19 protein-coding genes and 2 pseudogenes are annotated in these 18896 nt (G+C 69.6%); 16 read left to right on the forward strand and 5 right to left on the reverse strand.

Annotated elements, in window-relative coordinates; translation table 11 throughout:
• Positions 1-90 precede the first annotated feature (90 nt).
• From pmcY to Atro_RS09435, 4 genes are all read left to right on the forward strand, one after another.
• Entirely contained in the window at positions 91-510 is a 420-nt protein-coding gene (pmcY, locus tag Atro_RS09420) for a periplasmic Zn2+ metallochaperone PmcY (protein WP_497927370.1), read from the forward strand.
• Between the two features lie 79 nt (positions 511-589).
• Positions 590-1474: a cation diffusion facilitator family transporter gene (locus Atro_RS09425; RefSeq protein ID WP_497927371.1), complete on the forward strand. Its 885-nt coding sequence runs from the start codon at positions 590-592 to the stop codon at positions 1472-1474.
• A 334-nt stretch (positions 1475-1808) separates the two neighbouring features.
• Positions 1809-2288 carry an Lrp/AsnC family transcriptional regulator gene (locus tag Atro_RS09430; protein WP_497927372.1) on the forward strand — a complete coding sequence of 160 codons (480 nt, stop codon included), beginning with the start codon at positions 1809-1811 and terminating at the stop codon, positions 2286-2288.
• A 59-nt stretch (positions 2289-2347) separates the two neighbouring features.
• On the forward strand, positions 2348-2551 hold the full coding sequence (locus tag Atro_RS09435) for a DUF2788 domain-containing protein (RefSeq protein ID WP_497927373.1): 204 nt from the start codon (positions 2348-2350) through the stop codon (positions 2549-2551).
• A 9-nt stretch (positions 2552-2560) separates the two neighbouring features.
• Here the strand turns inward: Atro_RS09435 and Atro_RS09440 are convergent, their stop codons facing one another.
• From Atro_RS09440 to Atro_RS09450, 3 genes are all read right to left on the reverse strand, one after another.
• Positions 2561-3193, reverse strand: coding sequence for a pseudouridine synthase (locus Atro_RS09440; protein WP_497927374.1), 633 nt, complete (start codon positions 3191-3193; stop codon positions 2561-2563).
• 61 nt (positions 3194-3254) lie between these two features.
• Positions 3255-4067, reverse strand: coding sequence for an ethanolamine ammonia-lyase subunit EutC (gene eutC, locus Atro_RS09445; RefSeq protein WP_497927375.1), 813 nt, complete (start codon positions 4065-4067; stop codon positions 3255-3257).
• 94 nt (positions 4068-4161) lie between these two features.
• Entirely contained in the window at positions 4162-5556 is a 1395-nt protein-coding gene (locus Atro_RS09450; RefSeq protein ID WP_497927376.1) for an ethanolamine ammonia-lyase subunit EutB, read from the reverse strand.
• 365 nt (positions 5557-5921) lie between these two features.
• Between Atro_RS09450 and Atro_RS09455 the strand changes: the two are divergent.
• From Atro_RS09455 to Atro_RS09480, 6 genes and pseudogenes are all read left to right on the forward strand, one after another.
• Positions 5922-6760, forward strand: a pseudogene (locus Atro_RS09455) (urease accessory protein UreD).
• A complete protein-coding gene (locus tag Atro_RS09460) occupies positions 6761-7063 on the forward strand; it encodes an urease subunit gamma (protein ID WP_497927377.1) in 303 nt (100 codons plus the stop codon). It abuts the pseudogene before it with no gap.
• 10 nt (positions 7064-7073) lie between these two features.
• Positions 7074-7379 carry an urease subunit beta gene (locus Atro_RS09465; RefSeq protein WP_039805844.1) on the forward strand — a complete coding sequence of 102 codons (306 nt, stop codon included), beginning with the start codon at positions 7074-7076 and terminating at the stop codon, positions 7377-7379.
• A 116-nt stretch (positions 7380-7495) separates the two neighbouring features.
• Positions 7496-9195: pseudogene (gene ureC / locus Atro_RS09470) on the forward strand (urease subunit alpha).
• Between the two features lie 91 nt (positions 9196-9286).
• Positions 9287-9778 carry a hypothetical protein gene (locus Atro_RS09475; RefSeq protein ID WP_497927378.1) on the forward strand — a complete coding sequence of 164 codons (492 nt, stop codon included), beginning with the start codon at positions 9287-9289 and terminating at the stop codon, positions 9776-9778.
• A gap of 226 nt (positions 9779-10004) precedes the next feature.
• On the forward strand, positions 10005-10454 hold the full coding sequence (locus Atro_RS09480) for a tellurite resistance TerB family protein (protein ID WP_497927379.1): 450 nt from the start codon (positions 10005-10007) through the stop codon (positions 10452-10454).
• Positions 10455-10479: 25 nt separating this feature from the next.
• On the opposite strand, the gene Atro_RS09485 is transcribed toward Atro_RS09480, so the two are convergent.
• Positions 10480-11343 carry a DMT family transporter gene (locus Atro_RS09485; protein WP_497927380.1) on the reverse strand — a complete coding sequence of 288 codons (864 nt, stop codon included), beginning with the start codon at positions 11341-11343 and terminating at the stop codon, positions 10480-10482.
• Positions 11344-11579: 236 nt separating this feature from the next.
• On the opposite strand from Atro_RS09485, the gene Atro_RS09490 reads away from it, so the two are divergent.
• The 4 genes from Atro_RS09490 to ureG all read left to right on the forward strand — a co-directional run bounded on the left by Atro_RS09490 (position 11580) and on the right by ureG (position 14196).
• Positions 11580-12302, forward strand: a complete 723-nt coding sequence (locus Atro_RS09490) for a TorF family putative porin (RefSeq protein ID WP_497927381.1) — start codon at positions 11580-11582, stop codon at positions 12300-12302.
• 92 nt (positions 12303-12394) lie between these two features.
• Entirely contained in the window at positions 12395-12895 is a 501-nt protein-coding gene (gene ureE / locus Atro_RS09495; RefSeq protein ID WP_497927382.1) for an urease accessory protein UreE, read from the forward strand.
• On the forward strand, positions 12892-13566 hold the full coding sequence (locus Atro_RS09500; RefSeq protein WP_497927383.1) for an urease accessory protein UreF: 675 nt from the start codon (positions 12892-12894) through the stop codon (positions 13564-13566). Before ureE ends, Atro_RS09500 begins: the two co-directional genes overlap by 4 nt.
• 15 nt (positions 13567-13581) lie before the next feature.
• Complete coding sequence (ureG, locus tag Atro_RS09505) at positions 13582-14196, forward strand: urease accessory protein UreG (protein ID WP_497927384.1); 615 nt, start codon at positions 13582-13584, stop codon at positions 14194-14196.
• A 99-nt stretch (positions 14197-14295) separates the two neighbouring features.
• On the opposite strand, the gene amn is transcribed toward ureG, so the two are convergent.
• Positions 14296-15768 (reverse strand): AMP nucleosidase, encoded by a 1473-nt coding sequence (gene amn / locus Atro_RS09510; protein WP_497927385.1) that lies wholly within the window; start codon positions 15766-15768, stop codon positions 14296-14298.
• A gap of 181 nt (positions 15769-15949) precedes the next feature.
• On the opposite strand from amn, the gene Atro_RS09515 reads away from it, so the two are divergent.
• Together Atro_RS09515 and Atro_RS09520 are read left to right on the forward strand one after the other, a co-directional pair.
• Positions 15950-16726: an HpcH/HpaI aldolase family protein gene (locus tag Atro_RS09515; RefSeq protein ID WP_497927386.1), complete on the forward strand. Its 777-nt coding sequence runs from the start codon at positions 15950-15952 to the stop codon at positions 16724-16726.
• Between the two features lie 6 nt (positions 16727-16732).
• Positions 16733-18847: a TonB-dependent receptor family protein gene (locus Atro_RS09520; RefSeq protein ID WP_497927387.1), complete on the forward strand. Its 2115-nt coding sequence runs from the start codon at positions 16733-16735 to the stop codon at positions 18845-18847.
• Positions 18848-18896: the final 49 nt, after the last annotated feature.

Here is an 18896-nt window from a genome sequence, read left to right on the forward strand (position 1 = left end):
GGGGTCGATTATAGGGCCCGCCACCAGCAGTGGACGCCTGTCACGGAGGCCTTGGTATAGTTCGCCCCCGACCACCTTCAGGACAGCTTCATGCACACCCGAACCCGCATTCTGGGCGGCCTGCTGGCCGTCGCCCTGACCACCCAGCTGAGCGCCTGCGGCAGCCTCTTCTTCCCCGACCGGCGCGGCCAGATCGACGGCCAGATCGACTACCTGGTCGCCGGCCTGGACGCCGTCGGCCTGCTTTTCTACATCATTCCGGGGGTGATCGCCTTCGCCGTCGACTTCACCACCGGCGCCATCTACCTGCCGCCGGGCGAGCGCTATTCGGTTTCCCCGGAAAGCCTGCGCGATACCCTTGACGCCGACGGGCGCGTCGATCCGGCGCGGCTCAGGACGCTGATCGAGCGGCAAACCGGCCGCCCCCTGCCGGCGGGAGAATGGCGTGCGCTGCCGCGCGGCGCCAGCGCCGAGCAGCTCGCCGCCCTCGGCCTGGCCCCGGCCGCCTGAGCCGGCCGCCGGCTCCGGCGCGGCGGCGCCCCTGCTATCATGCCGCCCCGCTTTCCATTCGCCGTTGAAGATCCTTCCGATGACGACCCCGCAGGAACATGCCCGCCTGATGCGCCTGGCCAGCGCCGCCGCCCTGGCCGTGGCCATCGGCCTGGCGCTGGCCAAGGCGATCGCCTGGTGGCTGAGCGGCTCGGTCAGCCTGCTCGCCGGCCTGACCGACTCGCTGCTGGACGGCGCCGCCTCGCTGATCAACCTGCTGGCGGTGCACTACTCGCTGCGCCCGGCAGACGACGACCACCGCTACGGCCACGGCAAGGCCGAGGCGCTGGCCGGCCTGGGCCAGGCGGTGTTCATCGGCGTCAGTGCCATCCTGGTCGGCGTGCAGGGCGTCGACCGCCTGCTGCATCCGCAGCCGCTGCACGCGCAGACCCTCGGCATCGCGGTGATCCTGCTGTCGCTCGCCGCCACCGCCGCCCTGCTGGTGTTCCAGCGCCACGTGGTGCGGGTGACCGGCTCCACGGCGATCCGCGCCGACTCGCTGCACTACCGCTCCGACCTGCTGCTCAACGCCAGCATCCTGTTCGCCCTGCTGCTGGTCAATTTCGGCCTCGGCGAGCTGGATGCGCTGTTCGGCCTCGCCATCGCCGGCTACATCCTGTGGAGCGCCGTGCAGATCGGCCACGAAGCGGTGACCGTGCTGATGGACACCGAACTGTCGCCCGAGGTGCGCGAGCAGATCGCCGCACTGGCCGGCGCAGTGCCGGAGGTCATCGACGTGCACGACCTGCGCACCCGCATCTCGGGCACCCGCTGGTTCGTCCAACTGCACGTGCGGCTGCCCGGCGAGATGACGCTGATCGAGGCTCACCGGCGTACCGAGGCGGTGGAGCGGGCGATCCACGCGGAATTTCCGCGCGCCGAGGTGCTGGTCCACGCCGACCCGCCACAGGGCGAGGCGGGCTGAGCGAAAGGGCGCAGCAACGAAAACGGGAGGAAAGGCCATGACCTTTCCTCCCGTTTCGGTTTCGTCCATTGCCGGCGGGGCTGTCGCCGTCTTCCCGCGCGCCTGGTTGGGCACAGCGAGCCCGGGTGCCGCGCGACCCGGTAAGATCGCGCGGCGCCGGAGTGCCTGGTTGGGCGCTCCGGGTGGACCAGATGTCCGGGCCTCGAAGTTGGGAAAAGAATAAACCTGCGAATCCGGCAGGCGATTGCGAACATTGTCCAGTAAAGTATGTCTTGCGCAATCGCTCGTCAGGAAAGCAAGATAATCGGCAATCTTTCCAAACGAGCTATCCGTCATGGGCAAACTCGACCGCTACGACCTGCGCATCCTCGCCGAACTGCAGCACGACGCCCGCCTGTCCAACCAGGAGCTGGCCGAACGCATCGGCCTGTCGCCCTCGCCCTGCTCGCGACGGGTCAAGCAGCTCGAGGACGACGGCTACATCCTGCGCCAGGTGGCGCTGCTCGACCGCAAGCGGCTCGGCCTGACCCTCACCGCCTACGTGCTGATCGGCATGGACCGGCACACCCCGGAGCGCTTCGAGCATTTCGAGGCGGTGATCGGCAAGTGCCCGGAGGTGCAGGAGTGCAGCCTGGTCACCGGGATGGACGCCGACTACCAGCTGAAGGTGGTGGTGCCGGACATGGACAGCTACCAGCAGTTCCTGCTCGGCACCCTGACCCGCATTGACGGGGTCTCCAGCGTGCGCTCGAGCTTCGTCCTGCGCCAGGTGCAGTCGAGCACCGAACTGCCGCTCGGCCACCTGCGCTCCTGAGGCGAAGCCAACTCCGTTATACTCGTCGGCCTGCCCCGTAAGCCCCGCAGGAGGTTGCAGTGGATCCCGCAGTGTTCGAAGAGTGGATGATGATCGGCCTGGTCACCGGCCTCATCCTGTACATGGCATTCATCGTCTGGGACCTGGCGCGCAAGTCCAACGCCGGCCGTCTCGGCACCATGGTCCTGTTCTTCGCCCTCGGCCTCGGCGTGCTCGGCTTCGTCATCAAGACCCTGGTGATCGGCAGCCTGGAAGGGTTCTGACGGTCTCCCTCACAACCGCGCCGGCACCTCCTTCCACTCCCCTGGCGCCAGGCCGTCCAGGCTCCAGGGACCGATGCGCACCCGCACCAGGCGCAGGGTCGGCAGGCCGACCGCGGCGGTCATGCGCCGCACCTGGCGGTTGCGCCCCTCGCGGATGGTCAGCTCCAGCCAGGCGGTCGGCACGCTCTTGCGAAAGCGCACCGGCGGGTTGCGCGGCCAGAGTTCGGGCTCCGGGAGCCTGCACGCCTCGGCCGGGCGGGTCGGGCCGTCGTTGAGCGTCACCCCCTCGCGCAGGCGCTCGAGCTGCTCATCGCTCGGCTCGCCCTCCACCTGCACCCAGTAGGTCTTGGCCAGCTTGTGCTGCGGATCGGCGATGCGCGCCTGCAGGCGGCCGTCGCTGGTCAAGAGCAGCAGACCCTCGCTGTCGCGGTCCAGGCGCCCGGCCGGATAGACGCCGGGGACCGGGACGAAGTCCTTGAGGGTCGCCCGCCCGTCGCCGCCGCTGAACTGGGTGAGCACGTCGAACGGCTTGTTGAACAGGATCAGCCGCGGCGCGGCCGGCGGCGCCTTGGGCGGTCCCGGACGGCGGGCGGGCGCCTGGCCGGCGGGGCGGCGGGGAGCGGGACGGGCTGGGCGGGCCATGGAAGGTTCACCGGCAAAAAGGGGCGCCCATGCTAGGGGTGCCCCCGACCTCCGGCAAGCCTCAGTCCTCGCCGAGCAGGAAGTTGCCCGGCCCCGAGCCGGCGCCGTCCAGCCGCGGCACTTCGGCCTCGTCCTTCAGCTCCACCCCGGAGCGCTGGCGGCGGTCGGCCTCGCGCATCAGGTAGAGCAGCTTGTGGGCGGCCATGGCGTAGCTCAGCCCCTCCGGGCGCACGTTGGAAATGCAGTTGCGCGCGGCGTCGGTGAGGCCGACACGCGGTGCGAAGGTGAAGTACAGACCCAGGCTGTCCGGCGAGCTGAGACCGGGGCGTTCGCCGATGAGGATGACCGTCATCCGCGCGCCGAGCAGCTCGCCGATCTCGTCGGCCACCGCCACCCGGCCCTGCTCGACCAGGCTGACCGGCGCCAGCGACCAGCCCTCGGCCGGCCATCGCTCCCGCAGGCAGTCGAGCAGCGGCAGGGCGTGGCGCTGCACGGCCAGCGCCGACAACCCGTCGGCGACGACGATGGCCAGGTCCCGGCCACCGCCGTGCGCGGCCCGGTGCTCGCGCAGCCGGTTGGCGGAATCGGCCTGCAGCCGGCGGCCCAGATCGGGGCGCTGCAGATAGGTGTCGCGGTCCCGGGCGGCGCTGTGCAGCAGCAGGCTGTCGAGGCCGCGCCGGTGCAGCCCGTCCTGCAGGGCGGCGGGCTCAAACGGCAGGTGCACGGCGTCGCGGGCCTGGGCGTGGGCGAACTGGAAGTCGAGGTGCGCCGCGGTCGGCAGGCTGGTTCCGGCGCGGCCGAGGGCGACGCGCGCCGGGGTCAGGCGGCGCAGCTGCTGCCAGGGGTTTTCGGTAGTAGGGGATCTGTCGGACATCGGAAACCTCGGGATAGGTGGCTCTTGTTGGAGCGGATTTACCCGCGATCCAGCGGAATATCGCGGATAAATCCGCCCCTACAGGGCAAGCGGCTCAGGACAGGCGCGCCAGCGCCGGGCGGAAGGCCGCCGGCAACTCGTCGCCGAGGCTCAGCCGGCCGCCGTCCTGGCGCAGGATGCCCATCCGCGCGAGCCACTCCTCGAACTCCGGCGCGGCACGCAGGCCGAGGCTCTGCCGGGCGTAGAGGGCATCGTGGAAGGAGGTGCTCTGGTAGTTGAGCATCACGTCGTCGGAGCCGGGCACGCCCATGATGAAGTTGACCCCGGCCACGCCGAGCAAGGTCAGCAGCATGTCCATGTCGTCCTGGTCGGCCTCGGCGTGGTTGGTGTAGCAGATGTCGCAGCCCATCGGCAGGCCGAGCAGCTTGCCGCAGAAGTGGTCCTCCAGGCCGGCGCGGATGATCTGCTTGCCGTTGTAGAGGTATTCCGGGCCGATGAAGCCGACCACGGTGTTCACCAGAAGCGGCTTGAACTGCCGCGCCACGCCGTAGGCGCGCGCCTCGCAGGTCTGCTGGTCGACGCCGTGGTGGGCATTGGCCGACAGCGCGCTGCCCTGGCCGGTCTCGAAGTACATGACGTTGTCGCCGAGGCTGCCGCGCCTCTGGCCGAGGCCGGCCTCGTACCCCTCGCGCAGCAGTGCGAGGTCGATGCCGAAGCTGGCGTTGGCCGCCTGGGTGCCGGCAATGGACTGGAACACCAGGTCGACCGGCAGGCCGCGCTCGATGGCGGCGATCGACGAGGTGACGTGGGTGAGCACGCAGGCCTGGGTGGGGATCTGGTAGCGCTGGATCACCGCGTCGAGCATCTTCAGGAGTTCGCCGATCGCCTCCAGGCTGTCGCTGGCCGGGTTGACGCCGATCACCGCGTCGCCGTTGCCGTAGAGCAGGCCGTCCAGCACGCTGGCGGCGATGCCCGCCGGATCGTCGGTGGGATGGTTGGGCTGCAAGCGGGTGGAAAGCCGTCCGCGCAGCCCGAGGCTGTTGCGAAAGCGCGTCTCCACGCGGATCTTCTGCGCCACCAGCACCAGATCCTGGACGCGCATCAGCTTGGACACCGCGGCGGCCATCTCCGGGGTCAGCCCCGGCGCCAGGGCGGCCAGCGCCGCCTCGTCGGCCTCGGGGCCGAGCAGCCAGTCGCGCAGGCCGCCGACGGTGAGATGGCTGACCAGGGCGAAGGCCGCGGCGTCGTGGCCGTCGAGGATCAGCCGGGTGACCTCGTCCGCCTCGTAGGGGATCACCGCCTCGCTCAGGAAGTGCCCGAGCGGCACCTCGGCCAGCGCCATCTGCGCCGCCACCCGCTCGGCGTCGCTCTCTGCCGCCACCCCGGCCAGATAATCGCCGGAGCGCGCCGGACTGGCCTTGGCCAGCAATTCGCGAAGACTGTCGAAGCGCCAGGTCTGGCCGCCGACGGCATGGGCAAAACCGCTCATGGGAATCCCCTCCCGGAATAAGGTCGTGTGCGGAAACCTTAGGGCCTGTTGACGTTTGGGCGTGAGCCGCGTTGCCGCGTCAAATGCCGCCAGGCCGGGCCGCGTTCGGCAAGGCGAGGGGCGCCGGCAATGGTCATTCCCTTGCCAAGTCCCGCAACGCCGCAGGCGGCATTTGCCGCGCAACCCGAAGGGACGGGGCCTACGCCCAAACGTCAACAGGCCCTAGCATCCCTCGTCCCGACGGGACGCCCTGGCGCTATTGAAGCAGACCCGCCGCGGCCGGCCTACCCGCAGCAAGCGGACCGGCCTAGAGCAGCCCTCGGCTGCCACGCTACACTGGCGCTCCACGACCACGGCAGATCCCGATGAACGCGCCCACGGCCCCCGTCCTGTTCAGCCCCGCCTGGCACGCCGAGCTGGACCTCGCCTATGCCCGCGCCGGCGACGCCACGCGTCCGGTCCGCCGCCGCCACGCGGGACCGCTGCGGGTGCAGAAGCACCTTTACCCGGAAGGGCCCGAGGTCTGCCAGCACATCCTCGTCCATCCGCCGGGCGGCATCGCCGGCGGCGACCGCCTGGAGATCGCCGCCGAGGTCGGCAGCGGCGCCTGGGCGCAGCTGACCAGCCCCGGCGCGGCCAAGTGGTACCGCGCCGCCGCCCCGGCCACGCAGCGGCTGCGGCTGCGCGTGGCGGCCGGCGCCACCCTGGAATGGCTGCCCCAGGAAACCATCGTCTACTCCGCCGCCCAGGCCGAGCTGGACACCCGCATCGAACTGGAGGGCGACGCCCGGCTGTGCTACTGGGACATCGTCGCCCTCGGCCGTCCGGCCAGCGGCGAGCGCTTCGCCGCCGGCCGCTACCGCGCCGCCCTGGATATTCGCCGCGACGGCCGCCTGCTCTGGCACGAGCGCCAGTGCCTGGACGGCGGCGACGGCCTGCTCGACTCGCCGATCGGCCTGGACGGCGCGCCGGTATTCGCCACTCTCTTGGTCACCGGCGAGATCGACGCCGCGCTGCTGGCGCGCTGCCGCGAGCTGCCCGCCCGGGTGCGCGGCGACCTCACCCAACTGCCGAATCTGCTGGTCGGCCGCTGCCTGGCCGACCAGGCCCTGCACGCCCGGGCCTGGCTGATCGGCCTCTGGCGCCTGCTGCGCCCCGCCCTGCTCGGCCGCAACGCCCTTCCCCCCGCATCTGGAGCACCTGAATGGATCTGACGCCCCGCGAGAAAGACAAGCTGCTGATCTTCACCGCCGGCCTGCTGGCCGAGCGGCGCCTGGCCCGCGGCCTCAGGCTCAACCACCCGGAAACCGTGGCCTACATTTCCGCCGCCCTGCTCGAGGGCGCCCGCGACGGCCATACGGTGGCCGAGCTGATGCACATCGGCACCACCCTGCTGACCCGCGACCAGGTGATGGAGGGCGTGCCGGAGATGATCCCGGAGATCCAGATCGAGGCCACCTTCCCCGACGGCACCAAGCTGGTGACCGTGCACCAACCGATCGCATGAGGAACCCGCGATGATCCCCGGCGAATACCAGATCCAGGACGGCGAGATCGAACTCAACGCCGGCCGCCGCACCCTCGTCCTGTCCGTGGCCAACACGGGCGACCGGCCGATCCAGGTCGGCTCGCACTACCACTTCTTCGAGACCAACGATGCCCTGCTCTTCGACCGCGCCCAGGCCCGCGGCATGCGCCTGAACATCCCGGCCGGCACCGCGGTGCGCTTCGAGCCGGGGCAGAGCCGCGAGGTCGAGCTGGTCGAGCTGGCCGGCCTGCGCCGGGTCTACGGCTTCGCCGGGCGGGTGATGGGCGAGCTGTAGCCGTCCCTCGCCATACCCTTGCGTAGGGTGGAAAACGCCGCAGGCTTTTCCACCGCTCACGGAAAATGCGGTGGACAAGCAGAGCGTTGTCCACCCTACAGACAGGAACGAACGCCATGAAAATCAGCAGACAAGCCTACGCCGACATGTTCGGCCCCACGGTCGGCGACCGGGTGCGCCTGGCCGACACCGACCTGTGGATCGAGGTGGAGCAGGACTTCACCGTTTACGGCGAGGAAGTGAAGTTCGGCGGCGGCAAGGTGATCCGCGACGGCATGGGCCAGAGCCAGCTCGCGAGTGACGCGGTGGTCGACACCCTGATCACCAACGCGCTGATCCTCGATCACTGGGGCATCGTCAAGGCCGACGTCGGCCTCAAGAACGGACGCATCGCCGCCATCGGCAAGGCCGGCAACCCGGACATCCAGCCGGGGTGACCATCGCCGTCGGCGCCGCCACCGAGGTGATCGCCGGCGAGGGGATGATCCTCACCGCCGGCGGCATCGACAGCCACATCCACTTCATCTGCCCGCAGCAGATCGAGGAGGCGCTGATGAGCGGCGTCACCACCATGATCGGCGGCGGCACGGGACCGGCCACCGGCACCAACGCCACCACCGTCACCCCCGGCCCCTGGCACATCGCGCGCATGCTGCAGGCCGCCGACGCCTTCCCGATGAACATCGGCTTCACCGGCAAGGGCAACGCCAGCCTCCCGGGCCCGCTGGTCGAGCAGATCGAGGCCGGCGCCATCGGCCTCAAGCTGCACGAGGACTGGGGCACCACCCCGGCGGCCATCGACAACTGCCTCACCGTCGCCGACCGCTACGACGTGCAGGTGGCGATCCACACCGACACCCTCAACGAATCCGGCTTCGTCGAGACCACCCTGGCCGCCTTCCAGGGCCGCACCATCCACACCTACCACACCGAGGGCGCCGGCGGCGGCCACGCGCCGGACATCATCAAGGCCTGCGCCCTGCCCAACGTGCTGCCCAGCTCGACCAACCCGACCCGGCCGTTCACCCGCAACACCATCGACGAGCACCTGGACATGCTGATGGTCTGCCACCACCTCGACCCGAGCATCGCCGAGGACGTGGCCTTCGCCGAATCGCGCATCCGCCGCGAGACCATCGCCGCCGAGGACATCCTCCACGACCTCGGCGCCTTCTCGATGATTTCCTCCGACAGCCAGGCCATGGGGCGGGTCGGCGAGGTGATCACCCGCACCTGGCAAACCGCCGACAAGATGAAGAAGCAACGCGGCGCCCTGCCCGAGGATGCGCCGGGCAACGACAACTTCCGGGTCAAGCGCTACGTCGCCAAGTACAGCATCAACCCGGCGATCACCCACGGCATCAGCCACGAGGTCGGCTCGGTGGAGGTCGGCAAGTGGGCCGACCTGGTGCTCTGGCGCCCGGCCTTCTTCGGCGTGAAGCCGTCCCTGATCCTCAAGGGCGGTGCTATCGCCGCGAGCCTGATGGGCGACGCCAACGCCTCGATCCCCACCCCGCAGCCGGTGCACTACCGGCCGATGTTCGCCAGCTTCGCCGGCGCGCGCCACGCCACCAGCCTCACCTTCGTCAGCCAGGCGGCCTTCGACGCCGGGGTGCCGGAACGGCTCGGGCTGCAAAAGAGAATCGGCGTGGTCAAGGGCTGCCGGAATGTGCAGAAGAAGGACCTGATCCACAACGGCGCCACCCCGCAGATCGAGGTCGACCCGCAGACCTACCAGGTCAAGGCCGACGGCCAGCTGCTCTGGTGCGAACCGGCCGAGGTGCTGCCGCTGGCGCAGCGCTATTTCCTCTTCTGACGCAGGATGCGGCGCCGCCGTGCAGGACCGCGGGGGCGGGTCCAGACTGGAGGGACTGTCGCGCTTCGGCGCACCTCCGGAGGACCGCCCCATGTTCCGATTCACCGCCACACCCGCCTTCGCCGGACTGCTGCTGGCCGGCGCGCTGCTCGATGCCCAGGCCGCCACCGTGATCCCGTTGAAGGGCCAGACACCGGAACAGATCCAGGCGGATGCCGCCGCCTGCCAGTCGCAGGCCGGCAGCGCCCAGGCCAGCTCGTCCAGCCAGAGCGACGATTCCCGCGAGGGCGGCCGCGTGCGCGGCGCGGCGCGGGGCGCCGCGGCCGGCGCGGCGGTCGCCGAGGTACGCGGCCAGCAGCACGAGAACCTCTACGACAAGGTCGACGACGACATCAAGGAGGAATATCGTCAGGAACAGGCACGCCAGGCAGCTGCCGCCGGCGTGGCGGTCAGCGGCTCCCGGCAGCGCCAGGATCGTCGCGAGGACCGTCGTGCCGATCGCAGCAGCGAGCAGAGCAGCGCCAACGCGGAGCAGGCCTATGCCAACTGCATGAGCGCCCGCGGCTACTCGATCAGCCCCTGACGGCGTGCCCTGACGCCCGGCAGCAGGGGCTCGCCGGGCAGCGGGGCGGACGCCGCCCTTGAAACTCCAAAATTCGGATACATATCCACTCCTGCGCCGGACGCCAGGCTCCGTGCGGATCGCCGGGCCTGCCCCGCGCAAGGCCCGGGCACGGCACTGGCCAAACCGCAGCGGATCGACCATAGTCGGCCGCTGTTCCCGGCAATATTTGATCAGGAGTAATTCAATGCTCGATTGGCTGAAAAGCAACACGGCTGCCGCACGCGAGAAGCTCGCTACCGAAGTGGCCAAGTTCCGCAACCGCGAGTTCATGGAAGCAGTGGTCGCCGGCTGCGCGCTGGTGGCGGCCGCCGACGGCAGCATCAGCAGCAGCGAAAAGCAGAAGATGATCGGCTTCATCCAGAACTCGAACGAACTGAAGGTGTTCGACCTCCAGGACGTCATCAAGGCCTTCACCGACATCTGCCTCAAGTTCGAATTCGACGCCGAGATCGGCCGCGCCGAGGCCCTGCGCACGATCTGCAAGCTGCGCGGCAAGGACGACGCGGCCCGCCTGCTGGTGCGCGTCTGCTGCGCGATCGGCAGCTCCGACGGCAACTTCGACGAGAGCGAGCGCACCGTCTGCCGCAGCATCTGCGCCGAGCTGGGCCTGAACGCCGGCGACTTCGGTCTCTGACCTCGCCCCGGCGGCCGGCAGGCGTTCAGGCCGTCTGCCGCTGCACCCAGACCGACAGCACCCCGCTGGCGATGACGATGGCGATGCCCAGCAGGGCACCGCCGTCCGGCACGTGGTCGAAGGCGACGAAACCGACCAGCACGGCGAACACCAGCTGCGAATAGGTGAAGGGCGCCAGGGTCGCGGCGCTGGCGTAGCGATAGGCATGGCTCAGCAGCAGGTGCCCGCACATCGCCACGCCGCCCACCCCGGCGAGCATCAGGCCGTCGTGCAGACCGGGAACTTCCCAGTAGAACGGCACCAGCAGGCTCATCAGCAGGGAACCGACCAGGCTGGAGAGGAAGTTGCAGGTGACCGGATCGTCGGTTTCGCTGAGACGCCGGGTGAGCAGCATGAAGGCCGCCAGGCAGAAGGCCGCGCTCAGCGGCAGCAGCGCCGCCGGGGTGAACAGCGCACTGCCCGGCCGCACGATGACCAGCACCCCCAGCATGCCGAGGATCACCGCCCCCCACTGCCCGCGGCTGACCCGCTCGCGCAGCAGCGTCGCCGACAGGCCGGTGACGAACAGCGGCGAGAGGAACAGCACCGCGGTCGCCTCGCCGATGGGGATGTGGCGCAGCCCGGAAACGAACAGCAGGCTCACCGCGACCAGGCACAGGCCGCGCACCAGCTGCAGGACCGGATGCCGGGTGCGGACCAGGGACACGCCCCGGCGCGGCCCGAACAGCAGCAGCATCACCACGTTCTGCGACAGGTAGCGCGCCCAGACCACCAGGACCAGCGGATGGCCCAGGGCCAGGTACTTGGCGATGCCGTCGTGGCTGGCCAGGACCAGTCCGGCGGCGAGAATCAGCAGTATCCCGTGGAACGGATGAGAAGCGGTGTTCAAGGATGGACCCTCGGCAGGGAAAGGGGGAACGGCAGGGAATGAAAGCAGCCTAAGCGTTAAGCTCGATAAGCATCAAGCGCAAAAATGCCGGTATGCTCCGCGCATGCGGCCAGCGCCCTGGCCCTTTGACACGACTGGGCCCGGCCGTCGAGCTAGCGCTATCCTGCGGCCTGGTCCGCAGCGTCGGCTCCGCCGCGGGAGCAGCCGGTGGCCCGACCGGAAACAGGGAGAAAGCGATGATCGGCAGGAGCAAGGCGGTTCTGGCACTGCTCGCCTGGGCGGCCGCGAGCGCACAGGCCGAGGTGCTGGAGCGCGAACTGGGCGATTTCGAGCTGAAACTCGGCTCGACGCCGAGCCGCAGCATGGCCCAGGGACTGGTGCAGCCGGAACGGGTCGGCGCCTTCCACGGCGGCTTCGACCTGACCCACCCCGACGGCTGGTACCTGGGCAACTGGTCGCCGAGCGCCGGCGTGCTCGGCAACAGCCGGCTGGAGATGAACTCCTACCTGGGCTACCAGCGCGCCTCCGACGACACCCTGGGCTACGAGCTCGGCCTGATCCGCTACAGCTTTCCGCGCCAGGAAGACCTCGACCGGCACGAGATCTACGCCGGCATCGGCCTCGCCGACAGCCGCCTGGGTGCCGCCTGGAGCCTGGCCCCGGCGCGCAGCGACGGCACCCTGCTGCTCGATCTGGACCTGTTGCACCCGCTGAACCTGGACATGAGCCTGAAATACGCCAACCACGCCCTGGACCGCCCGGTGCCGCTGTCCGACGGCGGCAGCGTGCAGCGCTTCAACGACTGGTCGCTGAACCTGTCGCGCCCCTGGCTCGGCCTGCAGGTCGGCGTCAGCTACAGCGGCTCGGACCTGCGCGGCAGCGGCTGCAGCGCCTATTCGGGGCAGAACGCCCAGTGCGACGACTCCCTGACCCTGAAGCTGGAGCATCCGCTGTTCTAGACCTGGCGCCCCGCTTGGCCCTACAGTCGGCCGATGACCGCCTGCCGCCGGCGAACGGCGCCGGGCCCCGGCCGCCCCTCCAGGAATCCGCCATGCTGACGATTCGCCAACGCACCGCGCCGCGTCCCGCCTGGGACGCCGAACTGGAACTGACCTACGAGGCGCGCAGCAAGAGCCGCCTGCGCTGCTTCACCACCGCTGGCGAGGACGTCGGCCTGTTCCTCGAGCGCGGCCAGCCGCCTTTGGCCGACGGCGACTGCCTGCTGGCCGACGACGGCCGTATCGTCCGCGTGCGCGCCCGCCCCGAGCGGCTGCTGCACGTCACCTGCGCCAGCGCCTTCGAGCTGACCCGCGCCGCCTACCACCTGGGCAACCGCCACGTCGCCCTGCAGCTCGGCGACGGCTGGCTGCGCCTGCTCGACGACTACGTGCTGAAGGACATGCTGCTCAAGCTCGGCGCCGGCGTCGAAGCCATCGAGGCGCCCTTCCAGCCCGAGCACGGCGCCTACGGCGGCGGCCACCACCACTCCCACGGCGGCGAGGCCGAATTCAGCTACGCGCCGAAGCTGCACCAGTTCGGCGTGCGCAAATGAACGCGACCTGGGCGTTGTTGAGACTCGCCAGCCCGCAGCTGCCGATCGGCGGCTACAGCTACTCCCAGGGTCTGGAACTGGCCGTCGAGCAGGGCCTGGTGCACGACTCGCAGAGCGCCCGGCGCTGGCTGGAGGACCAGTTGCTGCTCAACCTCGCCCGCTTCGAGGCGCCGCTGCTGCTCGCCCACTGCAGGGCCGCCACGGAGGGCGACTGGGCGGCGCTGGAGGAGCTCGCCGAGCGCCACCGCGCCAGCCGCGAGACCCGCGAGCTGCACCTGGAGAGCCGGCAGATGGGCTACTCCCTGCGCCAGTTGCTGGAGGACTTGCCGGAGCTGGACGCGCCGTCCCGCGCCTGCCTGGCGCGGCTCGCCGAGCCGGGCCTGGCGCCGGCCTGGGCGCTGGCCGCGCGCGCCTGGGGCATCGCGCCGGAGGACTCCCTCGCCGCCTGGCTGTGGGGCTGGCTGGAGAACCAGCTGGCGGTGCTGATGAAGGCCTTGCCGCTCGGCCAGCAGGCCGCCCAGCGCCTCACCTCGCTGCTGCTGCCCACGCTGTCCGAGGCGCAACGCACGGCCGGCGAACGCGAACCCGACGACTGGGGCAGCGCCGCCTTCGGACTGGCCCTGGCCAGCATGGCCCACGAGCGGCAGTACAGCCGTCTTTTCCGTTCCTGACAGGAGACAACCATAATGAACAGCCACCCCCTGCGCGTCGGCATCGGCGGCCCGGTCGGCTCCGGCAAGACCGCCCTGACCCTGGCGCTGTGCCGGGCCCTGCGCGACCGCTACAACCTCGCCGTGGTGACCAACGACATCTATACCCAGGAGGACGCCGAGTTCCTGGTGCGCAACGAGGCGCTGGCGCCGGAGCGGATCATCGGCGTGGAAACCGGCGGCTGCCCGCACACGGCGATCCGCGAGGACGCCTCGATCAATCTGGAGGCGGTCGACCAGCTCAACCGGCGCTTCCCCGGCCTCGAGCTGATTCTGGTGGAATCCGGCGGCGACAACCTGTCCGCCACCTTCAGCCCGGAACTCTCCGACCTGACCCTCTACGTGATCGACGTGTCCGCCGGCGACAAGCTGCCGCGCAAGGGCGGCCCGGGGATCTGCAAGTCGGACCTCCTGGTGATCAACAAGATCGACCTGGCGCCCCTGGTCGGCGCCTCGCTGGAGGTGATGGAACGCGACGCCCGCAAGATGCGCGGCGAGCGGCCGTTCGTGTTCAGCAACCAGAAGACCGGCCAGGGCCTCGACGCGATCATCGCCTTCATCGAGCGGCAGGGCATGCTCGGCGCGGCCTGACCGTCGCGTCCGGGCAGGGTGGGCAACGGCGCAGCCTTGCCCACCAGAGCCCGCGCCGGTGGAAAACGCTGCGCGGTTTTCCAGCCTACGACGCGCGCCTCAGCGGAACGGCGGTTCGTCGAAGCTGCGCAGCTTGCGCGAGTGCAGGGTGTCGAGCTGGCCGCGCAACAGGTCGAGGGCGGCGATGCCGATGCGCAGGTGCTGGCTCACCGCCCGCTCGTAGAAGGCGTTCGCCGCGCCGGGCAGCTTGATCTCGCTGTGCAGCGGCTTGTCCGAGACGCACAGCAGCGTGCCGTAGGGCACCCGCAGGCGATAGCCCTGGGCGGCGATGGTGCCGCTCTCCATGTCCACCGCCACCGCCCGCGACAGGTTGATCAGCGGGCGCTCCTGGGCCCAGCGCAGCTCCCAGTTGCGGTCGTCGTAGGTCAGCACGGTGCCGGTGCGCAGGCGACGCTTGAGCGCCTCGCCCTGCTCGCCGGTGACCTGCGCGGCGGCCTCCTGCAGCGCCTGCTGCACCTCGGCCAGCGCCGGCAGCGGGATGTGCGGCGGCAGCACCCGGTCGAGGATGCCGTCGCGGCGCATGTAGGCGTGCGCCAGCACGTAGTCGCCGATGGTCTGCGACTGCCGCAGGCCGCCGCAGTGGCCGATCATCAGCCAGCAGTGCGGGCGCAGCACCGCCAGGTGGTCGGTGATGTTCTTCGCGTTGGACGGGCCGACGCCGATGTTCACCAGGGTGATGCCGTGGCCGTCCTCGGCGATCAGATGGTAGGCCGGCATCTGGTAGCGGTGCCAGACCACCGCGTCGGCCACCGCCTGGGCATCCTCCTCGGACGTCCCGCGCTCGATGATCACGTTGCCGGGCAGCACCAGGCGCACGAAGCGGCCGTCCTCGCGCAGGCGCTCGAGGCCGTGGCGGACGAACTGGTCGACGTAGCGGTGGTAGTTGGTCAAGAGGATCCACGGCTGCACGTGGCGCCAGTCGCTGCCGGTGTAGTGCACCAGGCGACGCAGGGAGAAGTCCACCCGCGCCGCATCGAACAGCGCCAGCGGGAAGGACTCGGCGCCGGCCCAGGCGAGCAGGCCGTCGGCGACGTCGTCGGAGGCCGCGGCCAGGTCGGTGCTGGGGAAGACCCGCGCCAGCTCGGCGGCGGTGATCCCCGAGCCGGCCAGCTCGTCGCCCTGCTCCACCACATAGGGATAGGGAATGTCCTGCATCCCCACGCCGACCTCGACCTGCACGTTGAAGTCGTTCATCAGCGGGCGCAGCTGGTCGAGCAGATAGCGGCGGAAGGCCTGCGGCTGGGTCACGGTGGCGCTGTAGACGCCGGCGGCCTGGACCCGGGCATAGGCCCGGATGGTGGAGGGCACCTTGCCCTGCGGCAGATGGGTCAGGCGCAGCTCGGGATAGCGGAACAGCTGGCGCTGCGCGGCATCCGGCTCGATCCGCTCGCTCAGGTAGCGCTTGAGCGCCTGGCGCAGAGCGGAGGTGGCACGCAGGTGCAGGGCGGCGAGACGGTCCACCGCCTCCTCGGCGGTGGCCGCGACGACGAAGGCTTCGGTGTCGGTATTCACGATCGGACTCTCTGTCTGGTGTAGCGGCCTATCTTGCCCGGATTTGCCGCTCGGGCGTTAGCCGGGCGCTCGACGGCCGATTTTCACCCATGACGATAAGACGAAACGGAGTGCTTGACGTTTCGCTTACAAAACAATAACAATTCTCATTAATACAACAGTCAGACTTACATACACCCCTATGCTTCGACAATCCAATGTGTTCGCACGGCTGCAGCAAGGCGACGAAGTCTTTGGTTTGCTCAATTCGCTGCCCTCCCCGCTGCTCTGCGAAATGATCGCCGCCGCCGGCTATCACTTCGTGATCCTCGACATGGAGCACCTGCTGCGCTCCGGGGACGAGCTGATGCACTGCCTGCGCGCCTGCGAAAGCGCCGGCATCGCGCCCTGGCTGCGCCTGCCCGAGGCGGACGAGAAGCTGATCGGCCGGGCCCTGGACGCCGGCTTCGAAGCCATCGTGCTGCCGCGCGTGGAAAGCGCCGCGGAAGTCGAGCGGGCCATCGCCGCCGCCTGTTTCCCGCCCCGCGGCCGGCGCGGCATCAGCGGCGGCCGGGTCACCGGCTTCGGCGCCCTGGCCCTGCCGGACTACATCGAACTGGCCAACGGCGAGCCGCGCATCGTGCCGATGATCGAAAGCGCCGCCGGCCTCGCCGCCCTGCCGGAGATCCTCGCCCTGCCGGGGGTCGGCATGATTCTGGAAGGCGCCCTCGACCTGTCCCTGGACCTCGGACTCGGCCCCGAGCCGACCCATCCGCAGGTCTGGGCAGCGCTGCAGTCGATGGCCGCCGCCTGCGCCGCCGCCGGCGTGCCCTTCTGCGCCAACCCGCGCACCGCCGAACAGATGGGCCACTGGCGCGGACAGGGCATCAAGAGCTTCCTCGCCGGCGAAGACCGCGGCCTGCTGCTCGCCGCGCTGAAGAGTCGCCTGAACAGTTTCCAATCACCCACAGAAGTCTGACCATCCATGAAGACCAACACTCGCCAGTGCAGCTGGCGTTTCAGCCTGCTGGCTGTGGCTGTAGCCCTCGCCCAGCCTGCGCTCGCCGCAGAACGACAGGAAAACGAGACCGACAAGGACGAACAGGTCTCGCTCTCTCCCACGACGATCAAGGGTGACGTGCTGGGACAAGCCACTGACGAGGAGGTCCGCACCTACGCCGGCAGCCGCAGCGTGGTCAAGGCCGAGGATCTGGAGAAGGCCAGCGTGCGCGGTCTGGACGACGCCCTGCAGCGCGTGCCGGGCGTGAAGATCTTCGACGAGACCGGCACCGGCGTGCTGCCGCAGATTTCCGTGCGCGGCCTCTACGAGAGCCGCAGCGGCCGCGTGCAGGTGCTCTCCGACGGTATCCCGCTGTCCCTGTCGCCCTACGGCCAGACCAGCCTGTCGCTGTTCCCGCAGACCCTGGCGACCGTCGACCGGATCGACATCGTGCGCGGCGGCGCCGCGGTGCAGTACGGCCCGAACAACGTCGGCGGGGTGATCAACTTCATCAGCAAGCCGATTCCCAAGGAGTGGGAGAACACCCTCTCCGAGCGCATCACCTTCTACGAAGGCGGCCACCAGCTGTACGACACCTACTTCAGCACCGGCGGCCACGTCACCGACAACCTCGGCCTGTTCTTCGAGTACGACACCAAGAGCGGCCACTACGAGCGCGACAACTCCGACACCGACGTCGAGAACATCCGCCTGCGCGGCCAGTGGGACATCGACGAGAACCGCAGCCTGAGCTTCGGCATCCAGCGCTACGACGCCGACATGGACCTGGCCGGCGCCCTCAGCAAGAAGGACTACGACAAGGACCGCCGCGACTCGACCCGCCCCCTCGACCGCTTCGAGGGCGACACCGACCGCCTGTGGGGCACCTACAAGCAGTACCTGGGCAGCCTCGGCTTCGCCGACGACGTGGAATTTAGCTTCACCGGCTTCGGCCACCACGACTACCGCAACTATTACGTCGGCCTGGATTCGGCGAGGACCTTCAACCCGGCCAATCCGCCGGCCTTCGAGCAGGACGCGCCCCGCGACTACAAGGTCTGGGGACTCGAACCGCGCGTGAGCTTCACCATCTACGGCGACAAGGTGAACCAGACCTGGATGATCGGCGGCCGCTACGTGCGCGAGGACACCGAGTTCGAGGTCTACCGGAGAAGCCTGAAGACCGACGCGGTGACCACCGTCCGCGACTGGGACTTCGACACCGAAGGCAAGGCCACCTACATCAGCAACGCCATCAGCATGCTCGACGGCCGTCTGACCGTCACCCCCGGCATCCGCCACGAACGCGTGCACCAGGACTACTCGGACGCGGTCACCGGCAAGAAGACCGAGAACCTCGACGACGAATGGCTGCCCGGCCTGACCGTGGGCTTCCAGATGACCGACGACTGGTACCTGTTCGCCAACGCCCAGCGCTCGCTGCGCGTGCCGCAGATCACCACCATCGTCTACGACGGCGACGTCAGCTCCGAGGTCGCCTGGAACTACGAGGCCGGCTTCCGCTACACGCCCCTGCCGAACCTGCGCTACGACTTCAACCTGTACCGCATCGACTTCGACGACCAGATCGTCTTCCAGGACGGCGCCTGGAAGAACGTCGGCAGCACCCGCCAGCAGGGCTTCGAGACCGAGCTGTTCTGGACCCCGGCGGCCATGCCCAACCTCGACCTGCACGCCAGCTACGCCTTCCTCGACGCCAAGATCCGTACCGGCCAGTACGAAGGCAACGAGGTGCCCTACGCCTCGCAGAGCCAGTTCAACGTCGACGGCCGCTGGCGCTTCGCCGAGGGCTGGACCTACACCCTGGACGGCCTGTACGTCAGCGAAGCCTATTCGGACGACGCCAACCACCGCGAGGAGAACGCCACCGGCTCCTACGGCGAGCTGCCCTCCTACTGGATCTGGAACACCTCGCTGGAGCGCAAGTTCAAGCTCAAGGAAAGCGAGCTGACCACCTCGGTCGGCGTCAGCAACCTGTTCGACCGCGAGTACTACTTCCGCGGCATCGACACCAGTCCCATGGGCCGCCAGCCGGCGCCCGGACGCGCCGTCACGGTCGCGGCCAACTACCGCTTCTAAGCCTCACCCCCTACCCCCACTGCACAGCAGGCATCGCCGTCCAGCCTCA

The organism is Azotobacter tropicalis, assembly GCF_059739045.1.

Excerpts from the sequence above, each read along its gene's own strand:
- pmcY (WP_497927370.1), top strand. The coding sequence starts at position 91 with ATGCACACCCGAACCCGCATTCTGGGCGGCCTGCTGGCCGTCGCCCTG.
- Atro_RS09425 (WP_497927371.1), top strand. The coding sequence starts at position 590 with ATGACGACCCCGCAGGAACATGCCCGCCTGATGCGCCTGGCCAGCGCC.
- Atro_RS09430 (WP_497927372.1), top strand. The coding sequence starts at position 1,809 with ATGGGCAAACTCGACCGCTACGACCTGCGCATCCTCGCCGAACTGCAG.
- Atro_RS09440 (WP_497927374.1), bottom strand. The coding sequence starts at position 3,193 with ATGGCCCGCCCAGCCCGTCCCGCTCCCCGCCGCCCCGCCGGCCAGGCG.
- eutC (WP_497927375.1), bottom strand. The coding sequence starts at position 4,067 with ATGTCCGACAGATCCCCTACTACCGAAAACCCCTGGCAGCAGCTGCGC.
- Atro_RS09450 (WP_497927376.1), bottom strand. The coding sequence starts at position 5,556 with ATGAGCGGTTTTGCCCATGCCGTCGGCGGCCAGACCTGGCGCTTCGAC.
- Atro_RS09460 (WP_497927377.1), top strand. The coding sequence starts at position 6,761 with ATGGATCTGACGCCCCGCGAGAAAGACAAGCTGCTGATCTTCACCGCC.
- Atro_RS09465 (WP_039805844.1), top strand. The coding sequence starts at position 7,074 with ATGATCCCCGGCGAATACCAGATCCAGGACGGCGAGATCGAACTCAAC.
- Atro_RS09475 (WP_497927378.1), top strand. The coding sequence starts at position 9,287 with ATGTTCCGATTCACCGCCACACCCGCCTTCGCCGGACTGCTGCTGGCC.
- Atro_RS09480 (WP_497927379.1), top strand. The coding sequence starts at position 10,005 with ATGCTCGATTGGCTGAAAAGCAACACGGCTGCCGCACGCGAGAAGCTC.
- Atro_RS09490 (WP_497927381.1), top strand. The coding sequence starts at position 11,580 with ATGATCGGCAGGAGCAAGGCGGTTCTGGCACTGCTCGCCTGGGCGGCC.
- ureE (WP_497927382.1), top strand. The coding sequence starts at position 12,395 with ATGCTGACGATTCGCCAACGCACCGCGCCGCGTCCCGCCTGGGACGCC.
- Atro_RS09500 (WP_497927383.1), top strand. The coding sequence starts at position 12,892 with ATGAACGCGACCTGGGCGTTGTTGAGACTCGCCAGCCCGCAGCTGCCG.
- ureG (WP_497927384.1), top strand. The coding sequence starts at position 13,582 with ATGAACAGCCACCCCCTGCGCGTCGGCATCGGCGGCCCGGTCGGCTCC.
- Atro_RS09515 (WP_497927386.1), top strand. The coding sequence starts at position 15,950 with ATGCTTCGACAATCCAATGTGTTCGCACGGCTGCAGCAAGGCGACGAA.
- Atro_RS09520 (WP_497927387.1), top strand. The coding sequence starts at position 16,733 with ATGAAGACCAACACTCGCCAGTGCAGCTGGCGTTTCAGCCTGCTGGCT.